At 71.2% G+C, this 24,961-nt stretch carries 22 protein-coding genes and 1 pseudogene; 8 read left to right on the top strand and 15 right to left on the bottom strand.

Annotated elements, in window-relative coordinates:
• From VKN16_23240 to thrC, 3 genes are all read right to left on the bottom strand, one after another.
• A partial coding sequence (locus tag VKN16_23240) for an aminotransferase class I/II-fold pyridoxal phosphate-dependent enzyme (GenBank protein HME97128.1) occupies nucleotides 1–393 on the bottom strand: 393 nt, incomplete at its 3' end.
• A gap of 24 nt (nucleotides 394–417) precedes the next feature.
• Entirely contained in the window at nucleotides 418–696 is a 279-nt protein-coding gene (locus VKN16_23245; protein ID HME97129.1) for a ubiquitin-like small modifier protein 1, read from the bottom strand.
• Between the two features lie 23 nt (nucleotides 697–719).
• Nucleotides 720–1,988 (bottom strand): threonine synthase, encoded by a 1,269-nt coding sequence (gene thrC / locus VKN16_23250; GenBank protein ID HME97130.1) that lies wholly within the window; start codon nucleotides 1,986–1,988, stop codon nucleotides 720–722.
• 2,023 nt (nucleotides 1,989–4,011) lie between these two features.
• Between thrC and VKN16_23255 the strand changes: the two are divergent.
• A pseudogene (locus VKN16_23255) lies at nucleotides 4,012–4,940 on the top strand (DMT family transporter).
• 8 nt (nucleotides 4,941–4,948) lie between these two features.
• Here VKN16_23255 and VKN16_23260 read toward each other — a convergent pair.
• From VKN16_23260 to VKN16_23290, 7 genes are all read right to left on the bottom strand, one after another.
• On the bottom strand, nucleotides 4,949–6,331 hold the full coding sequence (locus VKN16_23260) for an alkaline phosphatase D family protein (GenBank protein HME97131.1): 1,383 nt from the start codon (nucleotides 6,329–6,331) through the stop codon (nucleotides 4,949–4,951).
• Between the two features lie 9 nt (nucleotides 6,332–6,340).
• Entirely contained in the window at nucleotides 6,341–7,252 is a 912-nt protein-coding gene (locus tag VKN16_23265; GenBank protein HME97132.1) for an SDR family NAD(P)-dependent oxidoreductase, read from the bottom strand.
• A 25-nt stretch (nucleotides 7,253–7,277) separates the two neighbouring features.
• Nucleotides 7,278–8,480 (bottom strand): CoA transferase, encoded by a 1,203-nt coding sequence (locus VKN16_23270; protein ID HME97133.1) that lies wholly within the window; start codon nucleotides 8,478–8,480, stop codon nucleotides 7,278–7,280.
• A 47-nt stretch (nucleotides 8,481–8,527) separates the two neighbouring features.
• Nucleotides 8,528–9,334 carry a YihY/virulence factor BrkB family protein gene (locus tag VKN16_23275; GenBank protein ID HME97134.1) on the bottom strand — a complete coding sequence of 269 codons (807 nt, stop codon included), beginning with the start codon at nucleotides 9,332–9,334 and terminating at the stop codon, nucleotides 8,528–8,530.
• 32 nt (nucleotides 9,335–9,366) lie between these two features.
• Nucleotides 9,367–10,158, bottom strand: coding sequence for an SDR family oxidoreductase (locus VKN16_23280; protein ID HME97135.1), 792 nt, complete (start codon nucleotides 10,156–10,158; stop codon nucleotides 9,367–9,369).
• Between the two features lie 24 nt (nucleotides 10,159–10,182).
• A complete protein-coding gene (locus tag VKN16_23285) occupies nucleotides 10,183–11,091 on the bottom strand; it encodes a trypsin-like peptidase domain-containing protein (GenBank protein ID HME97136.1) in 909 nt (302 codons plus the stop codon).
• A gap of 64 nt (nucleotides 11,092–11,155) precedes the next feature.
• Nucleotides 11,156–11,992: a dienelactone hydrolase family protein gene (locus VKN16_23290; protein HME97137.1), complete on the bottom strand. Its 837-nt coding sequence runs from the start codon at nucleotides 11,990–11,992 to the stop codon at nucleotides 11,156–11,158.
• Between the two features lie 132 nt (nucleotides 11,993–12,124).
• Here VKN16_23290 and VKN16_23295 point away from each other — a divergent pair, with 132 nt between their 5' ends.
• Together VKN16_23295 and VKN16_23300 are read left to right on the top strand one after the other, a co-directional pair.
• A complete protein-coding gene (locus VKN16_23295; protein ID HME97138.1) occupies nucleotides 12,125–12,622 on the top strand; it encodes a tetratricopeptide repeat protein in 498 nt (165 codons plus the stop codon).
• Nucleotides 12,619–14,934: a DNA polymerase domain-containing protein gene (locus VKN16_23300; protein ID HME97139.1), complete on the top strand. Its 2,316-nt coding sequence runs from the start codon at nucleotides 12,619–12,621 to the stop codon at nucleotides 14,932–14,934. Before VKN16_23295 ends, VKN16_23300 begins: the two co-directional genes overlap by 4 nt.
• A 13-nt stretch (nucleotides 14,935–14,947) precedes the next feature.
• Here the strand turns inward: VKN16_23300 and VKN16_23305 are convergent, their stop codons facing one another.
• The 5 genes from VKN16_23305 to VKN16_23325 form a co-directional block, all read right to left on the bottom strand.
• On the bottom strand, nucleotides 14,948–15,931 hold the full coding sequence (locus VKN16_23305; GenBank protein ID HME97140.1) for a radical SAM protein: 984 nt from the start codon (nucleotides 15,929–15,931) through the stop codon (nucleotides 14,948–14,950).
• A 91-nt stretch (nucleotides 15,932–16,022) separates the two neighbouring features.
• On the bottom strand, nucleotides 16,023–16,361 hold the full coding sequence (locus VKN16_23310; GenBank protein ID HME97141.1) for an RNA-binding protein: 339 nt from the start codon (nucleotides 16,359–16,361) through the stop codon (nucleotides 16,023–16,025).
• A gap of 226 nt (nucleotides 16,362–16,587) precedes the next feature.
• A complete protein-coding gene (locus VKN16_23315; GenBank protein ID HME97142.1) occupies nucleotides 16,588–17,382 on the bottom strand; it encodes an SDR family oxidoreductase in 795 nt (264 codons plus the stop codon).
• A gap of 22 nt (nucleotides 17,383–17,404) precedes the next feature.
• Nucleotides 17,405–18,049 carry a DUF309 domain-containing protein gene (locus tag VKN16_23320; protein ID HME97143.1) on the bottom strand — a complete coding sequence of 215 codons (645 nt, stop codon included), beginning with the start codon at nucleotides 18,047–18,049 and terminating at the stop codon, nucleotides 17,405–17,407.
• Nucleotides 18,046–18,582, bottom strand: coding sequence for a DinB family protein (locus VKN16_23325; GenBank protein ID HME97144.1), 537 nt, complete (start codon nucleotides 18,580–18,582; stop codon nucleotides 18,046–18,048). Before VKN16_23325 ends, VKN16_23320 begins: the two co-directional genes overlap by 4 nt.
• Before the next feature lie 108 nt (nucleotides 18,583–18,690).
• On the opposite strand from VKN16_23325, the gene glp reads away from it, so the two are divergent.
• The 5 genes from glp to VKN16_23350 are packed head-to-tail and all read left to right on the top strand — an operon-like array spanning nucleotide 18,691 to nucleotide 24,862.
• Nucleotides 18,691–19,908, top strand: coding sequence for a gephyrin-like molybdotransferase Glp (gene glp, locus VKN16_23330; GenBank protein ID HME97145.1), 1,218 nt, complete (start codon nucleotides 18,691–18,693; stop codon nucleotides 19,906–19,908).
• Nucleotides 19,909–19,918: 10 nt separating this feature from the next.
• The gene (locus VKN16_23335; GenBank protein ID HME97146.1) at nucleotides 19,919–21,487 is read left to right on the top strand and encodes a TldD/PmbA family protein; all 1,569 of its coding nucleotides are present in this window, start codon (nucleotides 19,919–19,921) and stop codon (nucleotides 21,485–21,487) included.
• A 5-nt stretch (nucleotides 21,488–21,492) separates the two neighbouring features.
• On the top strand, nucleotides 21,493–23,040 hold the full coding sequence (locus VKN16_23340; protein HME97147.1) for a metallopeptidase TldD-related protein: 1,548 nt from the start codon (nucleotides 21,493–21,495) through the stop codon (nucleotides 23,038–23,040).
• Nucleotides 23,040–23,936 carry a transketolase gene (locus VKN16_23345; protein HME97148.1) on the top strand — a complete coding sequence of 299 codons (897 nt, stop codon included), beginning with the start codon at nucleotides 23,040–23,042 and terminating at the stop codon, nucleotides 23,934–23,936. The genes VKN16_23340 and VKN16_23345 overlap by 1 nt, the downstream gene beginning before the upstream one ends.
• Complete coding sequence (locus tag VKN16_23350) at nucleotides 23,936–24,862, top strand: transketolase C-terminal domain-containing protein (protein ID HME97149.1); 927 nt, start codon at nucleotides 23,936–23,938, stop codon at nucleotides 24,860–24,862. The genes VKN16_23345 and VKN16_23350 overlap by 1 nt, the downstream gene beginning before the upstream one ends.
• Nucleotides 24,863–24,961 lie beyond the last annotated feature (99 nt).

The following is a 24,961-nucleotide window of genomic DNA, read 5'->3' on the forward strand; positions in this document are numbered from 1 at the left end:
GGCGCCCGCGATGATGCAGCCCGGGCCGTAGTTCTCGTAGAACGGCTCGAAGATGATGACCTGGTCGCCCGGGTTCAGCACCGCCAGGAGCGTGGCCAGCATGGTCTCGGTCGAGCCGCAGCACACCGTGACGTGGCGGTCCGCCTCGACGTCCATGCCGTAGAAGCGGCGGTACTTCTCGGCGATCGCCTGCCGCAGCCGCGGCGTGCCCCACGTGATCGCGTACTGATGGAAGTCGCCGTCGATGGCGCGGTGGGCCGCGTCGATCAGCTCGCGGGGCGGCGGGAAGTTCGGCATGCCCTGGGCGAGGTTGATGCCGTCGTACTGGTTGTTGACCCGGGTCATCTCCCGGATGACCGACTCGGTGAAGCCCTGGACACGCCTGGAGATCATGACCGCCCGGTTCCACCCACCGGCCTACACACCTCCCGCGATCGCGGGCACGATCGACACCTCGTCACCCTGCTTGAGCGTGGTGCTGGCGCCCTGCAGGAAGCGGATGTCCTCCTGGTTGATGTAGATGTTGATGAAGCGGCGCAGCTCGCCGCCGTTCTCCACCAGCCGATCCCGGAGCCCGGGGTACTGGCTCTCCAGCACGTCGATCAGGTCCTGGACGTTGGAGGCGTCGGCCTGCACCTCGGCGGCGCCTCGGGTCAGCGAGCGAAGGGGGGTGGGAATGCGAACCAGAACGGCCATTCGTTTCTCCTCGGTTCGGCGGCCTACGCCACCGTCTTGGACTCGAGATCGGCCAGCGCCCGGTCGAACGCGGACAGCGACGGCCGGATGGTCACGTCGCGGCTCAGCCGGTCCTGCAGCACGTCCGGGGTCTTCAGCCCGTTGCCGGTGATGCAGATCACGACGGGCTCGTCGCGCGGAATGCGCCCGGACTCGATCAGCTTGCGGGTCGCGGCCACCGTCACGCCGCCGGCGGTCTCGGTGAAGATGCCCTCGGTGCGGGCCAGCAGCCGCATGCCCTCGATGATCTCCTCGTCGGTGGCGTGCTCGCCGTGGCCGCCCGACTCCTTGACCGCCCGGTAGGCGTAGTAGCCGTCGGCGGGATTGCCGATGGCCAGCGACTTGGCGATGGTCTGCGGGCGCACCGGGCGCAGCACGTCGGTGTCGTTCCGGATCATCGTGACGATGGGGCCGCAGCCGGCGGCCTGCGCGGCGTGCATGGCGGTCCGGCCCTCCGGGATCAGGCCCAGGTCCTGCAGCTCCCGGAAGGCCTTCGCGATCTTGGTCAGCAGCGAGCCGCCCGCGCACGGCACCACCACGTGGGCGGGCGCGCGCCAGCCGAGCTGCTCGGCGATCTCGTAGCCGTAGGTCTTCGATCCCTCCGCGTAGTACGGCCGCAGGTTGATGTTGACGAAGGCCCAGTGGTACTTGTCGCCGATCTCGGCGCAGAGGCGGTTGACCTCGTCGTAGGTGCCTTCGACCTCGACGACGGTGGGCTCGTAGACGAGGGTGCCGATGACCTTGCCCGACTCCAGATCGGCGGGGATGAAGACGTAGGACCGAAGCCGCGCCTCCGCCGCGTGCGCGGCCACCGAGTTGGCGAGATTGCCGGTCGACGCGCAGGCCACCGTGTCGAAGCCGAACTCGAGGGCCTTGGCCACCGCCATGGACACCACGCGGTCCTTGAACGACCACGTCGGGTGCGACACCGAATCGTTCTTGAGGTACAGCTCCTGCACGCCCCACGCGTCGGCCAGGTTGCGGGCCCGGACCAGCGGCGTGAATCCGACCGCGGCGCCCACCGGAGGGCCACTCTCCGAGAGATCGAACGGCAGGAGATCGGCGTAGCGCCACATGGATGTGGGGCCGGCCTCGATGCGGGCGCGACTGATGCGGCGGCGGATCGCCTCGTAGTCGTAGTCGACCTCGAGGGGACCGAAGCAGAACTCGCAGACGTGAATCGGGGAGGAAGGGTAGCCGCGGCCACACTCCCGACACTTCAGACCCAGTGCTCTGTCCAATGGCCTCTCCATCGGTAGGGGATTTGAGCCCCGGAATGAGCTGCACGGCTCAGGTTGGCCTCACCTGCGCCACCGATTTGTCGACAACGATTCCGTTTACTTAACACTCGCCGCCGCGGATTGTCAACGCGATGCCGTATGATCGGCACCCGTGACCCGCCGCCGGCTGCTCTCCCGGGCCCCGCTGCCCGCTCTCCTGCTGGCCGCGTTCGCCGTCGCGTTCGGCTGGCGCGCTCTCGGCGGCGGGCTCCTCGTGTTCGACGATCACCCGGGGCAGCTCTATCGGTTGCATCACGCCATCACCGTCGGGCTCGCGCCGTGGCGCTTCGATCCCGGCTGGTGGGCCGGATACGCGGAGCTGCAGTACTACCCGCCGGGCTTCGCCTGGCTCGGTGCCGCGCTCCATCGCGCCGCCTTCGGCGCGCTGGGCCCAGACGCCACGTATCGGATCCTGCTCTGGCTCGCGTGGCTGCTGCCGGGCGCGGCGACGTACGCGCTGCTACGCCGGGCGCTCGGCGAGCCGTGGCTCGCGCTGCCCGGCGCGTTCGTCGCGCTCACCCTGTCGGCCGGCTGCCGGAGCGGCGTCGAGGAGGGGCTGCGGTGGGGCCTCGTGGCCGCGCGGCTCGGCTGGGGCTGCCTGCCCCTGCTGGCGTGGAGCCTCCTGCCCTGGGCCGGGGGCGCCACGCGCCCGCCGCTCGCCGCGCCGGGGCTGATCGCGGCGATCACGCTGCTGCATCCGGCGCACGCGCCGACCGCGGTGGCCATGGTGGCGCTGGCCGCTTCGCACGCGGAGCCACGAACGCGCCGCCTGCGCGACGCGGCGCTGCTGGTGGCCCTGGGGCTCGGCCTCGCCGCGGTGTGGCTGCTGCCGCTGCTCGCGCACCTGGACATGGCGCTGCCACTCGCGTGGCAGGACCTCTCGATCGGCGGGCTCGCCGGGCGCCTGGTCGCCCAGCCGATCGTGCTCGTGCTCGCGCTGCTGACCGTCGTCGCGTGGCGATGGCGCGCGCGGATTCCCGCGGACGCGCGCTGGCTGCTCACGCTCTCGCCCGTCGTGGCCGGCCTCGTGATCGTCGACGCGTTCGTGCTCCGGCCCCTGGGCATCGCGTGGCTGCCCGCCGATCGCGTGATGGACGGCCTCTACTGGGCGCTGGTGATCGGCGCGGCGCTCGGCTTCGGGGTCGCCGCTCGCGCCGGCGCGCGCCCGGCGGTCACCGCCCTCGTCGCCCTGGCCGCCTGCCTGCCCCTGTCGTGGGGCGCCTACGAGCCCGGGCTCTCGCTCTGGCCGCGCGCGCTCGAGTGGCCCAAGGAGACGGCGGTGGTTCGCGGACTGCGCATGGACACGGTGTGGGAGGCGCTCGCGAAGGCGCCGCCCGGCCGGGTCCTGTTCGTGCGCTCGGGCGTGCCGCTGGACTGGCGCCCCGAGTGGTGGCGCCCGCACACCCACATCACCGCGCTGACCCCGATCCGAACCGGCCGCGGCATCCTGGGCGGGACGTTCACGCATCCATCGCCGGTGGCCGGGCTGCTCTACACCGGCTCCGCCGCGAACCGTCCCCTCACGCGGCTGGCCGAGCAGCTGGACGGCGAGAGCCTCTTCGGCCGGCCGCTCGATGCGCTGGAGCCGGCGACCTTCAACCGGTTGATCGTCCGGCTCGGCGTCTCCTCCGTGATCGCGCTCGAGCAGGACGCGAGACGGGCCTCATTTCTCTTGGAGAATCCGTCGGTTGTGCATCGGTACCGCGTAGGGTCCTTCATCGTGTTCTTCCTGGCCGAGTCGCGCACCGGGCCCGAGCCGATCGGCTCGCAGCGCTGGCGTGTGCCGGTCGCCTCCGAGGCGATAGGGGGCTGGGCGCCACTGTCCATCGCCTACTCACCGCTCTGGATCGTCCGCGCCGGCGCGATGGCCGTGCCGGTCCGCCGGAGCGACCTGGGCCTCGTCGAGGTCGCGGTGCGGCCGGGCACCACCGAGGTGGAGATGGAGCATCGTCCCGGCGCGGCCGAGTGGGCCGGCGTCGGGCTCAGCGTGCTGAGCATGGCGCTGCTGGCATCGATCGGCGTTCGCCGCGCCCGCACGTGAGCGGGTCGGAGCGTCTCGGCGGCGTCGCCGCGACCATCCTGCTGGTGTGCTGCGTGGCCTGGGGGCTGAACCAGGTCGCCATCAAGATCAGCCTCGCCGGCATATCGCCGCTCCTGGGCGCGGGCCTGCGCTCCTTCATCGCGGCCGGCCTGGTCTGGGCCTGGTGCCGGCTCCGCGGCGAGCCGCTGCTCACCCGCGACGGCACGTGGGGCTACGGTCTCTTCGTCGGCCTGCTCTTCGCGGCCGAGTTCGTCTTCATCTACGGCGGGCTCGCGTTCACGACCGCGTCGCGCAGCGTGATCTTCCTCTACTCGGCGCCCTTCTTCGTGGCCCTGGGCGCCCACGTGCTCATCCCCGAGGAGCGGCTGACGCGCAGCCGCGTGACCGGGTTGATCGTGGCCTTCGTCGGGCTGTGCCTGGCGTTCGTGGACGGGCTCGCCCTGCCCTCCCGCCGCGAGCTGCTGGGTGACGGCCTCGAGCTGATCGGCGGCCTCCTCTGGGCCGCCACCACCGTCATCGTCAAGGCGCGGCGGGACCGGCGGCTCACTCCGCAGCGCACGCTCTTCTATCAGCTCTCGGTCTCGGCGGCCGCCCTGATCGGCCTGTCCGCGCTCATCGGCGAGCGCGGCGTCACCGCGGTGACCGGGCCGGTGGCCGCCGCGATCGCGTACCAGAGCGTGATCGTGGCCTTCGTGTCCTACCTCATCTGGTTCTGGCTGCTGCAGCGGTATCCGGCCTCGGGGCTCGCCGCCTTCTCGTTCTGGACCCCGCTCTTCGGGGTGCTGGCGGGCTGGCTCGTCCTCGGCGAGCGACTGACCGGCAACCTGGGCGCGGCCGCGGTCCTGGTGGCGGTCGGAATCTACCTGGTCAACCGGCGCGTCTGAGCCCGGCGCTACTCGCTGGCGATCGTCTCGGTGGCCCGCACCTGCCCCTCGGCGTCCACGATGCGCACGGTGAGCCCGCCCGACTCGATGGAGACGTCGCCGAAGTTGGCGACGCCGCCCACGCTGGCGAGCGAGCGCGGGTTCAAGCCCGCGTCGAGGGGTCGGGGCCGGCCCGGAGCCGCCGACAGCGGCCCCGCGATGAGCTCGTGGAAGGACCACTCGGGAGCCGGCTGGTGCCGGATCAGCTCGGCGTGCTGCGCGTCGCCGGTCAGGAACACGAGATTGCGCACGCCGCGCTGGCGGAGGGTGCGAAGGATGGCGTCGCGCTCGAGCGCGTAGCCGCCCCCGTGCTCCTCGGGCACGCCCTGCGCGTTGGCGTTGCTCCAGGAGTCGTGGACCCGTCCCCCCGTCGGCACCGAGAGCGGCACGCTCGACACCACCACCTTCCACACCGCGCTCGAGCCGGCCACCGCCTCGATCAGCCAGCGCCGCTGCGCGGCGCCGAGCATGGTCTTGCCGGGCCCGTCGTGCATGCTGGCGGGGCTGCGGTACTGCCGCGTGTCGAGGATGAACAGCTCGAGCAGGGCGCCCCAGCGGAACTTGCGGTAGAGCCGTCCCGGCTCGTCGCGCGGCGGCTGGATCGGGAAGTAGTCGATGAAGGCGCGGCGCCCCGGGTCCATCAGCGGCTCCGACGGCCCGGCGAAGCTGCCCTTCACCTCTCGGTCGTCCCAGATCGCGTACACCGAGGTGCGCCGGAAGAAGGCCTGCACCGTCGGATCCTCGCGGTTGTAGCGATGCTTGGACCAGAAGTCGGCGAGCCGGCGCGCCACGAAGTCGTAGCCGGCCTGCCGCGCGCCGCCGCCGCACATCTGGTCGGCGTAGATGGTGTCGCCCACGAACACGAAGAAATCGGCGGGGACCTGGGCGAGCGCGCCGAAGATCGGATAGCCCACGCCCGGCTTGCGGCAGTGGCCGTTGCTGCCGAGGCTTCCGCTCCACACGAAGCGCACCGGCAGGGCGATGGTGGGGCCCGGCGCGGTGACGAAGTCGCCCGAGATCTGCGCCGCGTTCTGGGAGACGGTGTAGCGATAGCGGGTGGACGGCTCGAGCGGCTGCAGGAGCAGCTTGCCGGTGAGGTTCTGACTGGGAGTCACCCGGATATCCCCGCGCGCGCCCGCCGGCCCGGTGGGCGGCGGGTCCGACGCGCGGGGCATCGGCTCGTAGCGGATGCCCACCTCGCCCCAGGCGATCCCGCGGACCCAGATGACCGCCGAGGTGTCGGTCACCTCGCCCACCGTCACCAGCAGTCCGGGCTCGACCGCCGCGGCCGGCGCGGCGAGCAGCGCGGCCAGGAGGATCCCGAGCCGGATCAGGTGCGACGGGCGGCGCATCCGCCGCGATCAGACCATCGGGTCGTAGTTGAAGTACTGGCCCGAGGTGTCGAGCGGGGCCAGGTGGTGCTTGAGCGTGCCCGGGAACATGGCGGCGAGGCGCTCCGGCGTCCAGCCGAGGTCGTGATGGATGCTGCGCAGCGGCCGCATGTGCCCGAAGAGCATGACCTCCTTGCCGCGCACCCCGAACACCTGACCGGAGATCTCCTTGGCCTCGTCGGTGGCGAGGAACACCGCCACCGGCGCGATGTGCTCGGGCCCCATCTTCTTGATCTTCTCGACGCGGGCCTTCTGGGCCTCGGTCTCGGTGGGAATGGTGCCGATCATGCGCGTCCACGCGAACGGCGAGATGCAGTTGGCGGTGACGTTGTAGCGCGCCATGTCGAGCGCCACCACCTTGGTGAAGCCCACGATGCCCAGCTTGGCCGCCGCGTAGTTGGCCTGCCCGACGTTGCCGACCAGGCCGGAGGTGGAGGTCATGTTGATGATGCGGCCCCACTTCCGCTCCCGCATGTGGGGCACCGCGGCGCGGGTCACCGCGAAGGTGCCCTTGAGATGCGTGTTGACGACGCCGTCCCACTCCTCCTCGGTCATGTTGAAGATCATGCGGTCGCGGAGGATGCCGGCGTTGTTCACCACGATGTCGATCTTGCCGAAGTGATCCAGAGCGGTCTGCACGATGTGCTGGCCGCCCGCCATGCTCGCCACCGAGTCGTAGTTGGCCGCGGCCTGCCCGCCCTGCCCCTTGATCTCGTTCACCACGTCGTCGGCGGGGCCGCGCGCGTCGCCCGCGCCGTCCGCTCCGCCGCCGTAGTCGTTGACCACGACCTTGGCGCCGTGCTTCGCCATCAGCAGCGCGATCTCGCGGCCGATCCCGCGCGCTGCGCCCGTGACCACCGCCACCTTGTCCTTGAGCATCATGGAAGAGGCCTCCGTCGTGAGTGACTCAGATGATGCGGCGAGCGGCCAGCTGCTCGATCTCCGCCTTCGTGAAGCCCGCCTCGGTCAGCACCGCCTCGCCGTGCTCTCCCAGCCGCGGGGCCGGGGTCCGGATCGTGCCCGGGGTCTTCTCGAGCTTCACGGGGGTGGCCACCGTCTTGAACCGGCCCGCGCGCGGATGGTCCTGCTCGGTGATGAAGCCGGTGGCCATCACCTGCGGATGGCGCACGAGCCCGGGATAGTCGTTGATGGGCGCGCACAGGACGTCGGCCTGCTCGAGCGCCTCCATCCAGTGGGCGACCGGACGCGCGCGGAAGACCGGGGCCAGGATCGCTTCCAGCTCGGCGCGGTGGTCGAGCCGGTCCTTGCGGGTCGCGAAGCGCGGATCGGCCCCGAGAGCGTCGAGCCCGACCGCCTTGCAGAAGGGCAGCCAGAGCCGATCCACCCACGCGGCCACGAACAGCCAGCCGTCGCGCGCCTCGAAGGCCTGGTAGGGCACGATCTCGGGATGCCCGCTGCCGTAGCGCGGCAGCGGCTCGCCGGTCTCGTGGAACACGGAGAGGCGCGCGGTGTGCGCGAACAGCATGCCGTTCAGGAGCGAGGCGTCGACCCGCTGGCCTTCCCCGCTCGCCGCGCGCGCGATCAGCGCGGTGAGAATGCCCTGGATGGCCAGCATCCCGCCCAGGGTGTCGGCCACCGGCGCCCCGCAGAGCACCGGGCCGCCGTCGGGCTCGCCGGTGATGGCCATGAGGCCGCCCAGGGCCTGCGCGAGCGAGTCCAGCCCCGGCTTCTCGCGCCACGGCCCGTCGGGTCCGAACGCGGAGATGGAGCAGTAGATCAGCCGCGGGTTCACCGACTTGATCGCGTCGTAGTCGATGCCGAGGCGCTCGGCCACCCCGCCGCGAAAGCCCTCGATGATCACGTCGGCCCACGCGGCCAGCCGGCGGAAGGCGGCGCGGCCCTCCGGCTGCTTGACGTCGAGGCAGATCGCGCGCTTGTTACGGTTGACGGTGAGGTGCAGCACACCCTCGCCGTTGCGCACCGCGCGCGGATACACCGAGCGGCCCGCGTCGGGCGCCTCGCGCGACTCCACCTTCACGACGTCGGCGCCCATGTCGGCGAGGTACATGCCGCAGATGGGACCGGCGATGAGATGGGCCAGCTCGAGGACCCGCACGCCGTGCAGTGGCGGGCGCAGGGCGTCGACCATGACCGCCACACCCTAGCACAGAGCCCTCCCCTGGGGAGAGGGAGAAGTCAGGCGCGACGGCCCTTCGTCATCAGTGCGGCCGCGAACTCGGCGCCCAGGATGAAGACCACGCCCGAGTAGTACGCGAACATGGCCAGGGCCACCAGCACGCCGAGCGGGCCGTACACCTGGTCGTAGACGCCGAACGAGAGGATGTACCAGCGGAAGAGCTGCTTGGCCGTCTCCCACAGGACGGCGGCGAGGAGGGCGCCGGCGAGCGCGGCTCCGACCGGCACCCGGCGGTGCGGGAAGTAGCGATACGGCACGAAGAAGAACGCGGTGCTGAAGGCCAGGGCCAGCGCGAGCGACCACGAGCGCACCCACTGCGTCGGGGCGCCCATGGTCTGGAAGACCAGGATCTTGAGCCAGCCGAAGATGTCGCTGATGACGAGGCTGCCCAGGAAGAGCACGCCCATCGCGACCACCATCACCACGTCGCGCAGCAGGCCGCGCAGGAAGCCGGGGCCGCCGCGGAACCCGAAGATGTCGCTGAGCACGAGCCGGATCGAGTTGAAGAGCTGGCTCGAGAACAGCAGGAGCACCGCGGTGCCGAGCAGGCTCGACAGCCGCCGACGTCGGATGATCTCGGCGAGGGTGTCGTGCAGCTCGTTCTTGTAGACCGGCACGATCGCGGAGATCTGGCCGAGGACGGCTTCCATCACCGCCCGCCGGCTCAGCACGAAGCCGGCCACCGACACCACGAAGAAGAGCAGCGGGATGAGGCCGACGATGAAGTTGAACGCCAGCCCGGAGGCCAGGAACATCCCGCGGCGGGCGCGGAACGACGCGATCGCCGTCCGAACCGCCGCGATCACCGGGCTCGCGTCCGCCCCCGCCGCCGCGACGGCTAGACCACGCTCCGGATGAGGCCGCCGTCCACCTGCACCGCCACCCCGGTGATGTAGGAGGCGCGGGCGGAGGCGAGGAAGACCACCATCGCCGCGAACTCGTCCGGGGTGCCGATCCGGCCCATCGGGATGTCGGCCGACGAGATCTCCATCTGCTGCTCGAGGGGGACGCCGTTGCGCTTGGCCCGGTCGGTCTGATGCTCGAGGAAGCGATCGGTCAAGATGCGGCCGGGCAGCACCAGATTCACCGTGATGTTGTCCTTGGCCACGTCGCCCGCGAGGGTCTTGAACAGGCCGGCGATGCCGGGGCGAATCCCGTTCGAGAGCACGAGGCCGTCCACCGGCTGCTTCACCGAGCTGGACTGGATGGCGAGGATGCGTCCCCAGCGCGAGCGCTTCATGTGGGGCAGGACTTCTCGAATGAACCGAACGGTCGACAGGTGCACCTGCTCGAAGGCGGCCTTCCACTGCTCGTCGGTCATCGCCTCGAACGGCCCGGGCGGCGGGCCGCCCACGTTGGCAACCAGGATGTCCACACCCCCGAACGCGCGGTTGGCCTCGGCCACCACGCGGGAGATGTCGGCGGCCCGGCTCGCGTCGGCGGGCAGCGCGAGCACCTCCGCGCCGGTCTTCTGCTTCACCTCGGCGGCCGCATCCTTCAGCGCGGCCTCCCCGCGGGCGCACATGACCACCCGAGCGCCCTCGGCGCCCAGCCCGAGCGCGCTCGCCTTGCCCATGCCCTTGCTCGCCGCGACCACCAGCGCGGTCTTGCCCCTGATGCCGAGATCCATCCGCGACTCCTCCTTCGAGTGAGGCTAGGAGATCTGCTTGTAGAAGTCGGCCCGGTCGCCCGCGGTGACGGACAGGCGGCGGACCTCGTTGTCACGCATGACCTCGAGCGTCATCTTCTCGCCCGGGGTGTGGCGCCAGAGCGAGAGATACAGGTCCTTGCGCGTCGGCACCTCGTGGGCGTCCAGCGAGACGATCACGTCGCCTTCCTGGATGCCCGAGCGGGCGCCCGGCCCGTTGGGCACGACGTCCGCGACCACCACGCCCTCGTCGAGCACGTGGGCGAAGACCCCGAGCCACGCGCGCTGCGGCCGGCTCACCACCCGCCCGAAGCGCACGAACTCCTCCCGGTTCCGCCGATAGTACTCGCTCGGGATGGCCAGGGAGCAGCGGGCGATCTCGTTGAGGTTCAGCGAGACCACGCCCACCATCTTGCCCCCCAGCGTGAACAGTGGCCCGCCGCCGAAGCCCGGATTGGCTGCGCTCGACACGATGCCCCGCTCGAGCATGTACTCCCAGTGCGCCTCGAACTCGCCCAGGTAGGTGACGAGCCCGCCGCCCACCCGGCGCTCGCGGGACCCGGTGGAGCCGATCGCGAAGACCGGCGCGCCCCGCTCGAGCGATTCGGAGTCGGCGATCCGCACCGCGGCGAGGCCCTGCCGCTTCACCCGGAGCAGGGCGAGGCCGACCTCGAAGTCCTGGGCCACGATCTCGGCCCGGAGGCCGCGCCCGCGGCCGAGGGTGACCTGGATGGTCTCGGCGCCCATCACCACGTAGTTGACGGTGAGGATGAGCCCGGCCGCGTCCACCACCGCGCCGGTGCCCATCCGCTCGTCGCCCAGGTGTCGTGTGGAGGGATGGGCCGAGGGGATCTCGGCGTGGATGTGCACCACCGAGCCGAGCAGATGCTTGACGAGCTCGACCGACGCGTCCATTGGGAAAAACGTTCGGGCTCACGCTAGCACGCGCCGGGCGGCCCGTGCAATCCGCGGAGGCCGGCTACCGCAGATATCGCGCCAGGAACGCTTCGATCTGCCGGTGCGCGTCGGCCGCCGCCTCGGCCTGGTAGGAGACGGTGGCGCCGTGGCCGCCGGCCCGGTTGTCGTTCTCGACCTCGGCCAGCACCTCCTGGCGCTGTCCTTCCACGTCGAAGTAGTGGTAGGCGCCCGGATAGGTCACGATGCGGGCGTCCGAGCCGCGGGCGCGCATCGACTCGACCATCTCCCGGCACTTGGCGGCGGGGGTCCAGTCGTCGGCCTCGCCGATGAGGACGAGCAGCGGCCGGATCACCTGCTCGTTGACCAGAGAGAAGCAGCCGCCCGGATAGACTCCGATGCCCGCCGCGAAGCCGGTGGCGGGCAGCGCCACGCCGCGTCGCCGGGCCCGCTCGAGGCTCGGGCCGTTGATCACCGACATCGCGTAGACGCCGCCCTGCGACCACCCGATCGCCGCGATCCGGTCGCCCTTCACGTCGGGGAGCGACTGCAGATAGCGCAGGGCGCCGAACGCGTCGTCGAAGCGCGCGGTGACCGGCGGCTCGTCGGGCCCGGAGCGGCAATCGCCCTTCAGCTTCCGCGGGCCGAAGCTGTCCACCACCAGCGCCGCATAGCCGTGATCGGCGAACCAGCGGGCCCACCGATACGACTGTGCCTCGAGGCCGCCGCAGCCGTGCAGCTGCACGATTGCCGGGAACGGGCCGGGCCCGCTCGGGCGCACCAGGGTGGCGTCCAGGGTCATCGGCGCGCCCGGCGTGGCGTTGACGAAGCGGACGGCCTGCCGGCCGGTCGGCCCGGCGCAGGCGGCCAGCAGCACGATCAGCTGCGCGATCCCGGTCACGCGGCGCACGGGCGCGAGGATAGCGCAGTTCGCGCGCGCGTGTCGCGCGGGGGCGCGCCGCCTGCGGTAGAATTGCCCGGCATGGAGCCGGCGACGGAGCACGAGACCGGGGCGCCGGGGACGGTGCGCTAGATGGCGGACGACGAAGCGGCCGGGGCGACGCGCGCGGAGGCTCAGCGCCACTTCCAGCTGGGCTACGAGGCGCAGATGCAGGGGCGGCTGGAAGAGGCGGTCGCCCACTACCAGCGCTCGATCGGGCTCCATCCCACCGCGGAGGCCCACACCTTCCTCGGCTGGGCCTACAGCTTCCAGGGGCGGCCGGACGACGCGATCGCCCAGTGCAAGATCGCCATCTCGGTGGACCCGGACTTCGGCAACCCCTACAACGACATCGGCGCCTATCTCATCGAGCTGGGCCGGCACGACGAGGCGGTGCCGTGGCTCGAGCTCGCCAAGCAGGCGGCGCGCTACGAGCCCCGCCACTTCCCCTACTTCAATCGCGCGCGCATCCACGTCAAGCGTCACGAGATCCGCGAGGCCATCGGAGAGCTCGAGCGGGCGATCGAGATCGAGCCACGCTACGTGATGGCCCGCAAGGAGCTGCACCGTCTGCGGGGCCTGCTGAATTGACCATCGTCCCGCTCCGGTTCTATGACAACCCGCTGCTGTTCGGGCACCACCCGGCGCGCGGGCTGCTCGCCTTCCGCCCCGCCGACGCTCACGTCACGGTCTACGCGCGCGGGTCCGACGGCGCGGTGGTGAGCGCCGAGGAGCCCTTCCGCCCCTTCTTGCTCCTGGCCGATCCGGATCTGGTCGCCGACCTCGAGGACGGGATCACGATGGTCCCGCTCGACGGCGAGGGCACGTTCCGCTGGCTCGCCGAGCTGCCCTCGTGGTCGCAGGCCCTGCGGGCGCGGGATCACTGCCTGCGCGTCTCGGGCCAGAGCGCGGGCTCGCCCGACGCGCCCTATCGCTTCCTCGCCGATCCGATCCACCAGTTCCTGCTGCGCACCGGCAAGACGTCGTTCCTGGGCATGACCTTCGGAGATCTCCGTCGGATGGCCATCGACATCGAGGTCACCACCGGCGCCGGCTTCGAGTTCCCCAACGCAGCCCGCGAGTCCGACCGGATCATCGCGATCGCCATCGCCGACTCCACCGGCTTCACCACCGTGCTCTCGGGCACCGAGATGTCGGAGGCCGAGCTCCTGAGCGAGTGCTCGCGGCTGATCCGCGAGCGCGATCCCGACGTGATCGAGGGGCACAACATCTTCCGCTTCGATCTCGAGTACCTGGAGGCGCGGGCCCGGCGGCACCGTGTTGCCCTCGCGTGGGGGCGCGACGGCTCGACCCTGCGCGGCTTCCCCTCGCGCATGCAGGTGGCCGAGCGGACGATCGGCTATCGCCGCTACGGGGTGACCGGGCGCCACATCGTGGACACCTGGATCCTCGCCCAGCTCTACGACGTGGGCGCCCGCGACCTCGAGTCCTACGGGCTCAAGGACGTGGCCCGGCACTTCGGCATCGCGGCGCCCGAGCGCACCTACCTGCCGCCCGAGGACATCCCGCGCATCTTCCGGGAGGATCCGGAGCGCCTGATGGCCTACGCCCGCGACGACGTCATCGAGACGCTCGGGCTGTCCGCGATCCTGTCGCCCCCCTATTTCGTCCAGGCCCAGATCCTGCCCTTCGACTACCAGTCGACCGTGCTGCGCGGCAACGCGACCAAGATCGACGCGCTGCTGATGCGCGAGTACCTGCACCGCGGGCAGGCGGTGCCCGCGCCGGGCCGGGGCCGCGGGGTGGCCGGCGGGTACACCGCCGTCTTCCAGCGAGGCGTCGCGCGCGGCGTGCTCCACGTCGACGTGACCTCGCTCTATCCCTCGCTCATGCTCGGCCAGGGACTGTTCCCGGCCTCCGATCGGCTCGGCGTCTCGGCCTCCCTGCTGCACGACCTGCGGGAGTTCCGGGTGTCGGCCAAGCGCATGGCCCGCGACGCGGCCACCGACGAGGAGCGCGTGTTCCTCAACGCGCTCCAGCAGACCTTCAAGATCTTCATCAACTCGTTCTACGGCTACCTCGCCTTCTCGCAGGGACACTGGAACGATTTCGACGTGGCGAACCAGGTGACCGGGGAGGGCCGCCGGCTGGTGCAGCTGCTGCTGGACCGGCTGGGCGGGCTCGGGGCCACCGTGGTCGAGGTGGACACCGACGGCATCTACTTCGTGCCGCCGGTGGCGACCCCGGAGGTCCCGACCGACCCGACGGTGCTCGAGGAGATGCTGGTGACCGAGCTGTCGGCCGCCCTGCCCGAGGGCATCCAGCTCGAGCTCGACGGCCGCTACGTGGCGATGTTCAGCTACAAGATGAAGAACTACGTGGTGCTCGACGAGCGCGGCAAGCTCCTGATCAAGGGCTCGGGCCTGCGCTCGCGCGGCATCGAGCTCTTCCAGCGCCGGTGGATGGAGGAGATGTTCCGGCTGCTCCTCACCGGCCGGCGCGAGGAGATTCCCGGCCTGGTCGCGCGCTGGGAGGCGGACTTCCTCGCCCACCGGGTGCCGCTCAAGCAGTTCATGAAGACCGAGACCATCCAGGAGTCGCTCACCGCATATCGGGAGAAGCTGCAGTCCGGGGAGCGCAACGTGGGCGCGGCCTACGAGCTGGCCCTGTCCTCGGCGCGCTCGTACCAGCCGGGCGACCAGGTGTCCTACTACGTCACCGGCGACGACAAGCGGATCGCGGTCAACGAGGCGGCGCGGCTCGCCACCGACTGGAGCGAGAGCGCCCCGGACGAGAACACCGCCTACTACGTGGCCAAGCTGCAGGAGCTCTACGAGAAGTTCCGGCCCCTGATCGAGCAGGACGGCCTGGTCGCGGTGATCGAGGACGAGCCGGTTCCGGCTCCCAGCGCGCCCGAGCAGCTGTCGCTGTGGGACAGCTGAGCCGGAAGGCGTCTCACCAGGACAGCGCGAGCTGACGCGGGCGGGCCGGCGCCTCGGCCCGGACGCGCTCCGCGCGCGTGCGCGACGGGAAGCCGACCTCGACGCTCAGCCGGGAGACCCGCCGCGCGATCTCCTCGCGATAGGCCGCCGGCGCGTTGCCCGGGCGCGGATAGAGCGCGCGGTACCGTCGCTCGGCCCACGGGAATTCCTCGCGCACGAACTCCAGGAAGAAGCGCCAGGTCATCTCGGTTCGCAGGAAGAGCGCCTGGCTGATCGCCTCCCGCGCGCCCGCGGCGAGCGCGGCGGCCAGCAGCTCACGCAGGCCGGCCGCGCCGTCGGTCAGCAGCGGCAGCACCGGCATCAGGAAGAGGCGGGTGCGGATGCCGTCACTCGACAGCGCGCGCATGGCGTGAAGCCGCAGGTCGGGACGCGGAGCGCGGGGCTCGATCTGGCGGAGGAGATCGGCGTCGAGGGAGATCAGCGAGAGGTTCACCCAGAGGTCCGAGGCGCGGGCGATCCGGCCCAGGACGTCGCGATCGCGCAGGATCCCGGTCGACTTCGTGGTGATCCCGATGCGCAGGCCCGGAACCTGGGCCATCGCCTCCAGCACCCGGCGGGTCACCGCGAACCGTCCCTCGGCCGGCTGATAGGGATCGGTGGCGGTGCCGATCGCGATCTCCCGACCGCTCGCCCGGGCGCGCAGGAGACTGGCCCGCAGCTTGGCGTCGCCCGCTTGCTTCACGTAGATGCGCTCCTCGAACTCTTCGGGATCACCGTGGCCCAGGAATTCGTGCGTCGGCCGGGCGTAGCAGTACCGGCATCCCACCTCGCATCCGCGAAAGGGATTCACCGTCCAGCCGAACGGCATGGCGTCGCCGGTCAAGCGGTTCACCAGGTTGTCGGAGTCAAGCTGCTGGAACAGGACGCCGCGCCGACGGTCCACGACGTCGCCGAAGCGCTTCACGAAGCCCGGTGCGGGGGGGACGGCCCGACTCATGAGAGGCTCCCGATCATCTTCATATGACGAGTAGTCTACCATCAAAAAAACCCCGGGGAAGTCTCCCTCCCCGGGGCTCGATGTCGCCTGGCTAGCGGCGCCAACCTCCCCCGCCACCGCCGCCACTGCGCGGTCCGCCCCCGCCTCCGCGAGGCCCGCCACCTCCGCCGGCACCGCGCTGCGGCTGTGGGCGCGCCTCGTCGACCACCAGGTTACGATCCCTGAAGAGACGGCCGTTTAGCATCTCGATGGCCTTGCCCGACTCCTCCTTGGTGGTCATCTCGACGAAGCCAAACCCCCTGGGCCGCCCGGTGAACTGATCGGTGACGATGCGGACGGATTCGACCGTCCCCGCCTGCTGGAACAGCTCACGCAGGTCCTCCTCTGTTGCCTGGAACGAGAGATTGCCGACGAAGAGCTTTGCAGGCATCGCGAACCCCTCCTGCCGCGATCAGGACCGAGTAGCCCACTCCCCGGCTCACCAGCGGCGCATAGGAAACGATCGCTCGCGGCCCTCGCGAATCGAGGGGTCCGCAGCGTGTCCGGAACTCTACGTATGGTCCGACCACGTGTCAAGGGAATATTCAGGAAGAATGTTCCTTATTTCACGATGTTATGCCCTTACGGGGCACGCATGACCGCGCACGAAAACTTGCCTAGAGATAAACCCCGCGGGTGATGCCGCCGTCGATCGTGATGGTGATGCCGGTCAGAAATGATGCACGCTGCGACGCGAGGAAGCAGACGACGTCCGCGACTTCTTCCGGCCGCGCGATGCGTCCGAGGGGCAATTCTTGACTACGTTCCTTTACGTAGCTCTCCAGATCCTGTCCTGCCGCCTTCGCCTGCTGGGCCATCAAGCTGTCCCAGCGCTCGGTCTTGACCGGCCCCGGCGACACGCCGGTCACCAGCACGTTCGAGCGCGCGCCCAGATCGGAGAGCGCCTTGGTGAAATTGATGAGGGCGGCGTTGGCGGTGCCGCCCATCATGTACGTCGCCGCGGGATTCCGTGCCGCGGCGCCCACCACGTTGACGATGCGCCCGCCACCCTGCGTCTGCATGTGCGGCAGCACCTCGCGCGCCATCCGGATGTAGCCGAGCAGCTTCAGGCTCCAGCCGTTGAGCCACTCCTCGTCGGGCGTGGTCAGGAAGTCGCCGCCCTTGATCGCGCCCGCATTGTTCACGAGGATGTCGAGGCGGCCCAGGCGATCGAGGGACGCGACGGCCACCCGGCTCACCTCCTCACGCCGGCTCAAGTCGCCCGGCACCACCTCGACGCGCCGGCCGGTCGCGCGCTCGATCTCCGCGGCGGCGTCCTTCAGCGCCGCCTCGTCGCGCGAGCAGATGGCCACGCGCGCCCCCTCGGCGGCGAGGGTGCGCGCCACCGCGCGCCCGATGCCCTTGCTCCCTCCCGTGACCAGCGCGGTCTTGCCCTCGAGTCCCAGATCCATGACGTGGCTCCTTTCGCCTGGCTCACCTCGCCGGCCAGCGCGGCACCGCGCTCCAGTCGAAGCGACGCGTGGCGTCCGGCTCGAGTTGCGCCATCTCGCGCTCGCAGCGAGCCACCGCGCGCGCGAAGTCGTCCAGGTCGCGGCCGCCGAGGCGCTGACCGAGGAGCTTGGCCGCGCCCTCGTGCAGCAGAGCGCGCGCCCCATCTCCATTGCCGTTGGCCAGATGCTGGAAGCCCACCGCGACCTGGATGAGCCCCTGCAGGCTCTGGCGCGTGGCGCCGTCGGCGCGCATCCACGACGGCTCGAGCAGCTCGTGCACCTCGAAGTACAGGCCCGCGTCGAACAAGGTGGCCGCCTCGTCGAGGAGCGCCTCGAGCGGCGGATCCGCCGGCCCGAGCGGCGCGCCGGCGAGCGCGCCCGCGGCGCGAGACGCCCGCGCGCCCAGGGTCTGCGCGTGCTGGCGGTAGCCCGATCGGATCGTCCAGGCGTCGCCGCGCTTCTCGAAGAGGTCGTCCGGGAAGCGGGCCGGGGGCTCGGCCGAGCCGAGGGCGCACGGATCCGCGCACACCGCGGCGAGCGCCTGCAGACCGCGCCGGGCCGCGCCGTCGTGGAGCGCGTCGAGGATGAGATCGGCGAGCCGGTTGCGCAGAGGCAACGGCAGCGTCACGCGCTCCCGCCACGCCGGCCGGCGCCGGTCAGGCGGCGGCGCGCGGCCGTGATCTGGGCCAGATGGTTCAGGTCGTGATCGGCCCAGTGCGCCAGCATCTGGCCGATGGTGAGCCGGCCGTACTCGGGATGGCGCCCGTGCTGCTTCCGCTGGGCCGTGCTCAGCCGGGCCACGTAGGCGAGGTTCGAGCGGCGCAGCGCGGTGAACGTGGCGAGCGCCTCGCGGACCGGCGTGCGGCGGTATCGCCCGCCTTCGGCCCAGCGGTCCTGGTCCCAGGCCACCAGCGCCTGACGCGGCTCGGCCGCGACCTTGCGGATCCGGAAGGCCAGCGCGATCTCCGCGTCGGCGAGATGGCTCAGGACCTCACCGACGGCCCACTCACCGGGGGCGGGCCGTCGCGTCGCGAGTCGACGCGGCACGCGACGGAGCGCGCGGGTCAGCCGTCCGGGCGCGGCGCGCAGCGCGGCCAGCGGACGGACCGAGCCGAGGTGGGTGTGCGGGGCGCGGCACATCGGACAGGCGGCGGTCGCCATGGGGGACTCCTTGCCCGCTGCGATCCTCGATGATCGCGCGATTTCGGCGGGTATCGTAGCACGGCGCCCGAGAGCCGCGGGGCCGACCGCGCACGGTATAATGCGCGCATGATTTCGGTGCGCGACGCGCAGGCGCACATCCTGGCCCAGATCGGGCGCGCGGTGCCGCCCGAGGTCGTTCCGGTGAGCGCCGCCCTGGGCCGCGTGCTCGCTGAAGACCTGCGCGCCGTCTTCGACGTGCCGCCCACCGACAACTCCGCGGTCGACGGCTACGCGGTGCGCGCGGCCGATCTGCCGGTCTCCGGCACGCGCGAGCTGGCGGTGGTGGCCGGGGTGGCCGCGGGCGCGGTGTTCGAGGGGGCGATCGGCCCCGGCCAGGCGGTGCGCATCATGACCGGCGCGCCGATGCCCGCCGGCGCGGACACCGTCTATCCCCAGGAGATGGTCGAGCGCGAGGGAGGCCGCGTGCGCATTCCCCCCGGGGCCCGCGGCGTCAACGTGCGGCATCGCGGCGAGGACGTGCGCGCCGGCACGGTGGTGCTGCCGGCCGGCCGCGCGCTGCGGCCGCAGGAGCTGGGTGTCGCCGCGTCGCTCGGCCTGCCGCAGCTGCTGGTGCGGCAGAAGCCGCGGGTGGCGATCCTGTCCACCGGCGACGAGGTGGCCGAGCCGGGCGACGAGCGCAAGCCCGGCCAGATCTTCGACTCCAACCGCTTCTCGCTGCACGGCCTCGTGGAGGCCGCGGGCGGACAGGCGACCGATCACGGAATCGTCCCCGATCTCTACGACGTGCTCCACGCCAAGCTGCGGGCCGCCGCGGCCACCGCGGACATGGTGCTCACGTCGGGCGGGGTCTCGGTGGGTGACTACGACCTGGTCAAGGCGGTGCTGCAGGACGCGGGCGGCATCGACTTCTGGCAGGTGGCGATGCAGCCGGGCCGCCCGCTCGCGGTGGGCCGCATCGGCGCCGCGCACTTCTTCGGCCTGCCCGGCAACCCGGTGGCCTCGATGCTCACGTTCCATCTCTTCGTGCGGCCCGCCTTGTGGAAGCTGGCCGGTCGGACCGAGCTGTTTCCGCCGACGTTCCACGCGGTGGCCATGGAGCCGATGACCAAGAAGCCGGGGCGGCGCGAGCTCAAGCGCGGCGTCCTCTCGTACGCCTCGACCGCCGGGGGCGGCGGCCGCTGGGAAGTGCGCACCACCGGCCCGCAGGGCTCGGGTATTCTCACGTCCATGACGCTCGCCAACTGCTTCGTGATCCTCGAGGAGGAGCGCGGGGACGTGGCGGAGGGCGGCACCGTCTCCGTCGAGCTCTTCTCGTCGTCCTGAGGTCGCCGCGATGCCTCACGGGATCGAGACCGGGCTGATCGAGCGCATCACCCCCATGGTGCGGGACCTGTGCGTCGAGCGGGCCCGCGCGCTGCCGGACCTGCACTACGCCGACGTGCGCGTGGAGGTGGCCGAGGGCAAGTACGCGGGCTCCGAGAACGGCGAATCCAAATCCTCGGGTGACGACTACGGCTTCGCCTTCGGCGTCCGGGTGCTCGCCGGCTCGCGCATGCGCGCGCCCGGCTACTTCGGCCGCGGGCTCGGCGCCGCCGACCTGCCGCGGCTCGCCCGTATCCTCGAGGACGGCCTGCTCGCCGCGTATCGCCGGGCGATGGCCAACGCCGAGATGAAGGCCGAGATCCGGGGCAAGTTCGGCGCCCTCGGCGATGCCCTGGGCGACACGCGCCTGCATCCCGTCCAGGTGCGCCAGGAGATCGTCCCCGCCGTCTTCGAGGTGGACCCGCGCACGGTGGCGCTCGGCGAGATGCAGTCGTTCACCACCGACGTCTCGAGACGGGTGGCCGCCTCCCAGCGCGCCGTCGCCTACAACTACATCTCGACCCTCACCCAGCTCAGCCGCGAGCTGTTCGCCTCCTCCGAGGGGGCCCTGATCGACCAGTCCTTCGCCCTCACCCAGGGCATGTGCTACGTGGTGGCCACCGGAGCCGACAACAGCCAGGAGCTGTACGACGTCACCGGTCACCAGCGCGGCTGGGAGATCCTCACGGGTGGCGTCTCCGAGCCGATGATCGAGCTTCAGCCCTTCCCCGAGTTCTCGCTCGCGATGGCCGCCGACGCGGCCGAGCTGAGCGCGGCCCCCGCTCTGGCCGCGCCGCCGGGCGAGGTCACGGTGGTGACCGACCCGCACTACAACACGCTGCTCTCCCACGAGATCGTCGGCCACCCGGTGGAGCTGGATCGCGGGCTCAAGATGGAGACGGCCTATGCGGGCCGGTCGTGGCTGCTGCGCTCGCTCGACGACACCCAGCTCGGCAAGCGGATCGCCTCGCCCCTGGTCACCGCGTTCTCGGATCCCGCCCTGCCCGGCTACGGCCACTACGCCTACGACCACGAGGGCACGCCGGCGCGCCGGGTGGTGCACATCGACCGCGGCGTGTTCACCGGCTTCATGAACAGCCGGCAGACCGCGGCGGTGTTCGGGGGCGATCCCAACGGCCACTGGAAGGCCACCGACGCCTCGCTGGTGCCGCTGGTGCGCATGTCCACCACCGTGTTCGCGGGCGGCCAGCACGACGCGGGCGATCTGATCCGCGACGTCGACCGCGGCTACTACCTGGTCGGCCATCGCACCCCGTCCATCGCGGAGAGCCGCGAGAACTTCCGCATCTCGGCTCGCAAGGTCTACGAGATCCGCCACGGCCAGATCGGGCGGCTCTACCGCGACGGAGGCATCATGGCGGACAGCCGCGACTTCCTGATGCACGTCGACGGCGTGGGCCGCGACTTCCGCCTCTATCCGATTCCCAACTGCGGCAAGGGCCAGCCGATGCAGACCCGCAAGCTCGGCAACGGCGGCCCCACCCTGCGCAGCCGCGCCATCGTCACCGGCGGGGCCTGACCGCGGTGGATCTCTCGCGCGCGGTCCGGGAGGCGCTCGCCCGCCTCTCCGGGCAGCCCGGGGTTCGCGAGGTCGAGGTCTTCGCCGCCTTCAACCGCGCGCTGCTGGCCCGCCTCAACTACACCTCGCACATCGTGTGCAATGGAGTGGAGGAGCCCAAGTCCACCGAGATGTCGGGCCTCGGGGTCCAAGCGGTGTTCGACGGCCCGGACGGCCGGCCGCGGGTGGGCTTCGGGTCGGAGCCGAGCGACCTGACGCCCGCCGGCGCCCTGCGGGCCCTCGACAAGGCGCGGCAGGCCGCGGTCCACGATCCGGAGTTCCGCTCTCTGCCGCGGCCCGGTGCCGTGCGGCGTGCGCTGGTGGACTACCACGATCCGCAGCTGATGGAGATCGCGGACGCGGCGCTGGTGGAGGCCGGCTGGAAGGTGATCGGCGGCGGGCTGCGCGCCTTCATGGCGTCGTCGCGCCTCGCGGACCTGGCCCCGGGCGAGGCGGAGCTGAAGCGGCTGGGCCTCATCCTGGGCGGCGACGTCACCATCGTGCAGACGCGCATCGCGCTCGCCTCGACCGCGATGCCCGAGCCGCAGTCCGACGACTCCGCCTTCATGTCCGCATCGATCACCGCGATGGTCGAGGCGCGCGACGCCAAGGGCTCCGGCTGGTCGGTGGGCACGAAGCTCGAGGACTTCACCGACGAGGCGGGCGGCGAGGCCGCGGCCAACGCGGTGGCCGCCATCGACGGCACGCGGGTGCCGACCGGCGACTACACCGTGATCTTCGGGCCGCAGCCGGTGGCCGATCTCTGCAACAACCTCATCATCCCCTCGTGTCAGGCGGGCGCGTTCTATTCCTCCAGCACCCCGTTCCTCGGCAAGCTCGACCGGATGGTGGCCACCCCCGCGCTCAGCATCGTCGACCACGGGGCCATGCCCGGGCTGGCCGGCTCGCGTGGCATCACCTGCGAGGGGCTGCCCACCGGGCGGACCGATCTCATCCGCGAGGGACGGCTGGTCGGCCTGCTGAGCCACTGGTACGACACCCAGCGCCTGCTCCACGATGCGCACGCCCGCGAGAAGCTCGGGGTCGACCCCGCCGCCGCGGCGGCCGCGCTGGCTCCGCGCAACGGATTCCGCTACGACGGGTCCGGTCGCTCGTTCGAAGCCACGCCGGGCACGGCGGCGTCGAACGTGATCATCGAGGGCGCGGATGCGGTGTCGCTCGATGCGCTGGTCGCGCGCGTGCGCGACGGGCTCTACGTCGGGCGAATCTGGTACACGTACCCGATCAACGGGTTGCGGGCGGGAGACTTCACTTGTACGGTGGTGGGGGATTCTTTTGTCATTCGCGACGGTCGGATCGCGGAGCCGCTGCTGGCGAACGCGATCCGGATCAACGACAACGTGATGCGGCTCCTCGGCGCGATCGTCGGCACCACCAAGGACGCGCGCGGCACCATGGTGTGGGGAGCCGACGAGGTGGTGTACGCGCCGTCGCTCGCGGTGACCGGCGTGCACGCCGATGCGATCGCCGGCCTGGCGGAAGGAGTGGACTGATGGCGAACCCGGACGTGACGAAGCTCGAGTCCATCGCCCGCGAGGGGCGCGTGCAGATCATCCGGATGCTCACCCACGCGGGATCCGGGCATCCGGGCGGCTCGCTGTCGGTGATCGACATCCTCACCACGCTCTACTTCAATCGCATGCGCTACGATCCCGCGCGCCCGCGCTGGGAGGATCGCGACCGGTTCGTGCTCTCCAAGGGCCACTGCGTGCCCGCGCAGTACTACTGCATGGCGAAGGCCGGCTATTTCCCGATGGACCGGCTCATCACGCTGCGCAAGCTGGGCAGCCCGCTCCAGGGCCACCCGGATCGGGTCATGCTGCCCGGCATCGAGGCCGCCACCGGCTCGCTCGGCCAGGGCCTCTCGGTCGCGGCGGGCATGGCGCTGGGGCTCAAGCTGTCCGACAAGGCCGGGCGGGTGTACTGCGTGGTCGGCGACGGCGAGAGCCAGGAGGGACAGATCTGGGAGACCCTCATGTCCGCGCCCAAGCTGGGGGCGCCGGACCATCACCTGGACAACCTCTGCGTGATCCTGGACTACAACGGCATCCAGCTCGACGGCTTCGTCAAGAAGATCCTCGATCTGGAGCCGGTGACCGACAAGCTGAAGTCGTTCGGCTGGCCGGTGCTCGAGGTGACCGGGCACGACATCGCCCAGGTGGACAAGGCGCTCGATCAGGCCGAGGCCACCAAGGGCGCGCCGACCTTCATCGTGGCCCACACCGTCAAGGGCAAGGGCGTGTCGTTCATGGAGAACGAGCCGGAGTGGCACGGCAAGGCGCCGAAACCGGAGGAGGCGGTGCGCGCGATCCACGAGATCGCGGGCGATCCCCTGCCCGCGTGGGCCGCGCCGGTGGTGGCGGAGCTGTCCGCCCTGGGGAAGAAGTGATGGCGGCCAAGGCCTCGCGCGCCGCGTTCGGCGAAGCGCTGATCGAGCTGGGCGCCCGGGACGAGCGAATCGTCACCCTCGACGCCGATCTCGCCAAGTCCACCATGACCACCGGCTTCGCCAAGAAGTTCCCGTCGCGCGCCTTCGACGTGGGCATCGCCGAGTCGGGGATGATCGGGCTGGCCGCGGGGCTGGCCCTCACCGGGCACGTGCCCTTCGCGTGCTCCTTCGCCTGTTTCCTGGTCGGGCGCTTCGAGACGATCCGGGTGTCGGTCGCCTACAGCGACGCCCCGGTGAAGCTCGTGGGCACCCACGTCGGGGTGGCGATCGGCGAGGACGGCTACACCCAGATGGGGCTCGAGGACATCGCCTGCCTGCGGTCGCTGCCGAACATCCCGATCGTGCAGCCCGCCGACGAGATCGAGACGAAGCAGGCGGTCGCCTACGCGGTGGAGCACGCGGGGCCCATCTATCTGCGCCTCACCCGGCAGAACCTCGAGCCGGTGCACGAGGCGGGATACCGCTTCCGGTTCGGGCGAGCCGATGTGCTGCGCCCGGGCAACGACGTGTCGATCCTCACCACCGGCGGCCCGGTGTGGAACACGCTCGAGGCCGCGGGCACGCTCGCGGCCGAGGGTGTTCACGCCGAGGTGATCAACGTGGCCACCATCAAGCCGCTCGACGACGAAGCCATCCTCCGGTCGGCGGGGCGCACCGGCCACGTGGTGACGGTGGAGGATCATTCGATCCACGGCGGCCTCGGCAGCGCGGTGGCCGAGCTGCTCGGCGAGGTGATGCCGACGCCGCTGAAGCGGATCGGCGTGACGACGTTCGGCGAGTCGGGCGACGCCAAGGGCCTGTACGCGCGTCACGGGCTCGATCCCGACGGCATCGCGGCGACCGTGCACAAGTTCCTCGCGCGCTAACAATCGAAGGGGGCCTGGAGGGCCCCCTCCGAGCCACCCCCAGAAGCAGGATTGCGCGGGCGAAGCCCGCGCGCGATCCGAGGTCACTCAACCGGGTTG

It is taken from the genome of Candidatus Methylomirabilota bacterium, from assembly GCA_035315345.1.
In the GTDB taxonomy this organism is placed as follows: Bacteria; Methylomirabilota; Methylomirabilia; order Rokubacteriales; family CSP1-6; genus CAMLFJ01.